Raw genomic sequence first — 438 nt, forward strand, 5'->3', positions numbered from 1 at the left:
AATTTATACTGTTCAAAACCAGCAATAATTCTATAGTTTTTGAGATGGTATTTTAAATGTAAATTGGTGTTGTTTACAGATTGATTATTAAAAGTCGCCCATTTATGAGAAGCCGACAAACTGATGGGTTTTGCCATAAATATTTCAACCCCAAAACCAACTAAAAATCGTGTTTTTTGAACATCATTAAAAACACTTCTAAATCCCAATCCAAACCAAGCATCAAAACGCTGCGTTCTAATTCTATAATATTTTAACATTGCAGAAAGCATGTCAAATGAATCTTTTTGACCATTACCTTTTTCTGAGAAAGTAGTGTAATTTACATCCAAAGAAAAGCGTTTTAAAAAACGAAAATCAACTCCAAAATCATTTCCATACAAATTACTGTTTTAGATAAAAAAATGATTGTAAATATCAAATCTAGTCAAATTATAA

General features: G+C 28.3%; 1 protein-coding gene. It reads right to left on the minus strand.

The annotated features are described in order from the left end of the window. Window positions 1-383: hypothetical protein (locus IU405_RS11985; RefSeq protein ID WP_197438850.1), on the minus strand; the 383-nt coding region annotated here is incomplete at its 3' end. Window positions 384-438 lie beyond the last annotated feature (55 nt).

This window comes from Polaribacter sp. BAL334, from assembly GCF_015767435.1.
Lineage (GTDB): Bacteria > Bacteroidota > Bacteroidia > Flavobacteriales > Flavobacteriaceae > Polaribacter.